The 4541-nt window shown below is 66.8% G+C and carries 5 protein-coding genes; 1 reads left to right on the plus strand and 4 read right to left on the minus strand.

All coding sequences use genetic code 11. The features are described from left to right. The coding region (locus tag JNK68_14775; protein ID MBL8541609.1) for a glycosyltransferase at positions 1–1040 on the minus strand (1040 nt) is incomplete at its 3' end. A 134-nt stretch (positions 1041–1174) separates the two neighbouring features. Further along, positions 1175–1606, minus strand: a complete 432-nt coding sequence (locus JNK68_14780) for an NUDIX domain-containing protein (GenBank protein ID MBL8541610.1) — start codon at positions 1604–1606, stop codon at positions 1175–1177. 183 nt (positions 1607–1789) lie between these two features. Between JNK68_14780 and JNK68_14785 the strand changes: the two genes are divergently transcribed. Then, complete coding sequence (locus tag JNK68_14785) at positions 1790–2191, plus strand: hypothetical protein (GenBank protein ID MBL8541611.1); 402 nt, start codon at positions 1790–1792, stop codon at positions 2189–2191. Positions 2192–2209: 18 nt separating this feature from the next. Here JNK68_14785 and JNK68_14790 read toward each other — a convergent pair whose 3' ends face one another. Further along, on the minus strand, positions 2210–3451 hold the full coding sequence (locus JNK68_14790) for an MFS transporter (GenBank protein ID MBL8541612.1): 1242 nt from the start codon (positions 3449–3451) through the stop codon (positions 2210–2212). 69 nt (positions 3452–3520) lie between these two features. Beyond that, on the minus strand, positions 3521–4541 hold a 1021-nt coding region (locus JNK68_14795; protein MBL8541613.1), incomplete at its 5' end, for an AAA family ATPase.

The raw sequence follows: 4541 nt of genomic DNA on the forward strand, positions 1-4541 counted from the left end.
GCCTCGACCGGCGCCATCCCCAGTTGCAGATAGCATAGCCGCTGCGACAGCGTCAGGCGGCGCTCCAGGAGGCACGCGAGGTGCGCGCTGCCGCCACGACGCGCCCGCGCTTCCACGTAATCCGCCACGCCGTCAGACGAGACCGAGGTCGCCAGCGGCTCATCCGCATACACGGACTTCAGGCCGTGCGCGTGCAGGCGCAGCGAGAACCGACGCTCATCGGCGGCGGCCCGGGCACCGAGCCCCCCGACCTTGTCGAGTGCGGCGCGGCGGATGACGACGCAACTGCCGCAGAAGAGCGCCGCGTTCCAGCTGTCGCGACCGCGCTGGACGACGCGGAAGAACCACGACAGGTCGTGCGAGACGAGGCGCGTCCCCGGCGCGGACTCGCGTTGGATGGCGTCGACGGCCCGCAGATGTCGCGGCGTCTGCACGAAGGCCACCGCCTCGTCGCAGAAGAAATCGAGCGTGCGCGAGAGAAAGCCGGGAGCCGGGACGTCGTGGGCATCGAAGAGCGCGATGAAGGCCGCCCGGCTGCGTCGCAGGGCGCGGCCTCTTGCCGAGTCGGCGCTGCCGCGGGCCTGATACAAGACGCCGAGGCGCTCGGCAAGCGCTTCCGCCTCCGCGCAGTTTCCCTCGTCCAGCAGCCACGTGGCATGGGGATAGTCCATGTCGCGCGCCGCGATGAGCGTACGCTCGAGCGTCTCCATTGGCGCGCGATCACTCTCCACGAAGACGCCGACGGAGAGGCCGGGCGGCGGGTCGCCGGCGACGCGATGCGAAAGCCGGCAGCAGACGAACAGGTGGAGCAGCGCGAACAGGAAACCGAAAAGCTCGGCCGCATAGAAAACTGTGGAGAAGGCAACGGCGTCGGCGTTGAAGACGGTCGGACGCCAGGAAAGATAGGTGATTCCGGCTGCGACGTAAGCGAGGAGAACGCCGAACTGGCCAGCTGTCAGCGACCGATACGCGCGCGCATCCGCGAGGTTCTCAGGTCCCTCGAATCGAGTCGCCGCGTCATGTGCCGAAGAGGATTGCAAGCCATACCTCCGACGCTCTTGCCTCCGGAGTAGCCAGGGCGGAATGCCCGTGCGGCGCGGCTCGATGCATGGTCTGTGCCGGACCATCGAAAACTGAAGCCGGTTTCAATCATGCGCCGCAGCAGAAGAAGGTGTCAGGTGCCACAAGCGGCCTGACGCTGTGCCCAGCGCAGCACGCGCACCAGGCGCGCAGGCAGCAAGGCGGCTGCCGCGTCGGGTGTCGCCCAGCGGAACTCGTCGTGCTCGGGTCGGCCGAGTTCCGCGGAGACTTCGAGAACGACCTCGCCATCGGGGCTCTCGGCGAGGAAATAGCGCGCGATCTTGCCACCTGAATACGGCTCCGTGTCGATGAAGGTCTCGCCCCAGCGAAAGACTAGGTGGGAAAGGCCGGCCTCTTCCCGGGTCTCGCGCAGGGCTGCGGCGAGCGGACTTTCACCGGGATCGAGAAGACCTTTCGGGAAATCCCAGTTGCGGTAGGCGCGCAGGATGAGGACGCTCCAGCCTTCCGGCCATCGGCGCAGGACGACGATGCCGGCGGCGCGCCTGTTTGCCCGGTCCCAGGTCACATCGACCACTCCCGATTCCGCATGGCGCGAACCTCCGCACGCCAGACGCTGCGGCAACGGGTCTCGCAAAAGGACTGTCGAGGCCCGCCGGCTGCGCGCTTCGCCAATGCCGACGATCGGCGCTTTCCGCCGTATGATCGGCTGTGCTTAAATGAATCGACGCTTGGCCACGAGGATAAAACCATGAGAGATCGTCCGCTCTTCAAGACGTGTGCCCTGTTTCTCTGCATCGCGCTGCCGCTCGCAGGGTGCGCGAGCACCCAACAACGCAGCGCGTCATCCTCGCCCTATTACGCCCAGACGGCGACGCCGCAGCAGGTGACGCCGCGCTACGGCTCGACCACCGATGGCGAAGCCATGCTGCTCGATACCGTCTTCCTTCGCCCCGTGTCGCTCGTCGGTGTCGCAGTGGGCGCAGCAGCGTGGATCGTGTCCCTGCCCTTCTCGCTGCCGAGCGGCAGCAGCGGGGAAGCCTGGGGTGCGCTCGTCGAGACGCCGCTCAACTACACGTTCTCTCGTCCGCTGGGCGACGTTTCCTCGTGTCGTGACGTAGACCCCGGCTGCCAGTATCCGCAGCCCTGGTAGGCGACGGTTCGGTTCGAGTCAGGCCGTGGTTGCCAGCGGGCGCGACCGCGCGCCGACCCGGATGGCGGTGAAGATCGCCATTCCCTGCAGCAGCGCCACGCCGATCAGAACTTCGGGATAACGCGCGGCATCCATGAGCGGCCCGAACGCCAGCGGCGCGGCCGCCAGGCCAACGTCGAGCCCGGAATAGACAACGCCGTAAACACGGCCAAAGCCACGCTTGCCGAGCCCGGTCATCGCGGCGCGCCGGACGAGCAGGTCGCGTGAGGGCGCGACGATACCGGTCAGAAATCCCATCAGCGCCATGAGGCCCATCACCGCCCAGCCCGGTGCAACTGCCATGGCGACGAGCACTGCGATGCCTGCCGCACCGAGCAAAGCGGCCACGATGATCCGATCCTGATCGTCGCGTCCGGCAGCGAGAAAGCCGCCCGCCATGATCCCCGCCGCGCCGCCCGCGAGATAGGCGGACAGCGCCGAAGTCGCGACTGCCACCGACATGTCGTACAGGCGCTCCAGCAGCGCGGGCGTAAAGGTCTGGAGTGCACCGAAGGCCATCGCCGCGGTGAGGAAGAAGCCGAAACACATCCAGACGGTTCGTGAGCGCAGGAACGCGAGTGTCGACGCCGGATTGCGGTCGACCGCGTGCACCTCACCACTTACGGCGCATGCCGTATCGTCGAGCGTGGCGCGCCGCAGATACAGCAAGACCAGCACTCCCGCGGCGACGGCGGCCGCCGCGAAAGCGGCGTTACGCCAGCCGGCGAGCGTCGCGACACCGACCATGAAGGGGGGCGCCACCACCCAACCGATGTAACCCGACAGGCTGTGCACGGAAAAAGCGTGCGAGAGGCGTGGCGTGGACACGCGGTGATTGAGGACGCTGAAGTCGGCCGGATGAAACACGCTGTTGCCGAGCCCCGCGACGGCGGCCGCCAGAGCGAGCGTTCCCCAGCCCTTGGCCACTCCCAGCAGCACCGCCCCGAGGCCGAGCAACAAGATGCCTGCGAGCAGCGCGCGGCGGGCCCCGAAGCGATCGACTGCGAAACCCGCGAGCGCCTGGCTGACGCCGGAAACAACAAAAAACACGGTCATCAAGGCACCGACCTCGGTAAAGCTCAGGCCGAAAGCCGGCATCAGCCAGGGGAAGAGCGGCGGCCAAACCAGCTGAAAGAAATGCGACGTCGAATGGGCGATGGCGACGAGGGACATCACCTCGGCGTCGCGCAGCAATGGAAGACGGGCGGATGGCGCATGCATCTTCACATTATCGCCAATCCGCCCGCCACGTGTGCTGCCGGGGAAGTAAAAGCGCGCCAGCCGAAGCGCTTACACGGTTGCCGCCTCGCCGATGCGCCCGAACACGATCTCGTACCCCTTCGCATCGACCTGGACCGTGTCCTTCGGCCCGAATCGCCCCTCCAGGATCTGCTTCGCCAGCGGGTTCTCGATCGTCTGCTGGATCGCGCGCTTGAGCGGCCTCGCGCCGTACACCGGGTCGAAGCCGGCGGTGGCCACCTGTGCGATGGCGGCATCCGAAACCTCAAGCCGGATGTCGAGCGCCGCAAGCCGCTTCTCCAGGTGTGCGAGCTGAATGCGCGCGATCGAGCCGATGTGCTTCTCGTCGAGCGCGTGGAACACCACCACTTCGTCGATACGGTTGATGAACTCCGGCCGGAAGTAGTTCTTCACCTCCGCCATCACCGCGAGCTTGATCACCTGGTAGTCGTCGCCCGCCATCTGCTGAATCATCTGCGAGCCGAGATTCGAGGTCATCACCACGACGGTGTTCTTGAAATCGACCGTGCGCCCCTGGCCGTCGGTCATGCGACCGTCGTCGAGCACCTGCAGCAGGACGTTGAAGACGTCCGGATGCGCCTTCTCCACTTCGTCGAGGAGAATCACCGAATACGGCTTGCGCCGCACCGCTTCGGTGAGATAGCCGCCTTCCTCGTAGCCGACATAGCCGGGCGGTGCGCCGATGAGCCGCGCGACCGAGTGTTTCTCCATGAACTCGCTCATGTCGATGCGGATGAGGTGTTCCTCGGAGTCGAACAGGAACTCGGCGAGCGCCTTGCAGAGCTCGGTCTTGCCGACACCGGTCGGCCCCAGGAACAGAAACGAACCATACGGCCGGTTCGGGTCTGCCAGCCCGGCGCGCGAGCGGCGGATGGCATCGGAGACGAGCCGCACCGCCTCGTCCTGGCCAACCACGCGCGCATGCAGCCGGTCTTCCATCTGCAGCAGCTTGTCGCGCTCGCCCTGCATCATCTTCGAGACCGGGATGCCGGTCGCGCGTGAGACCACCTCGGCGATCTCCTCGGCGCCGACCTGCGTGCGCAGGAGCTTG

Source organism: Betaproteobacteria bacterium, assembly GCA_016791345.1.
Classification (GTDB): Bacteria; Pseudomonadota; Gammaproteobacteria; order Burkholderiales; family JAEUMW01; genus JAEUMW01.

Bases quoted from the DNA above. Each gene is read 5' to 3' on its own strand.
- JNK68_14785 (MBL8541611.1), top strand. From the start codon at position 1,790: ATGAGAGATCGTCCGCTCTTCAAGACGTGTGCCCTGTTTCTCTGCATC.
- JNK68_14790 (MBL8541612.1), bottom strand. From the start codon at position 3,451: ATGCATGCGCCATCCGCCCGTCTTCCATTGCTGCGCGACGCCGAGGTG.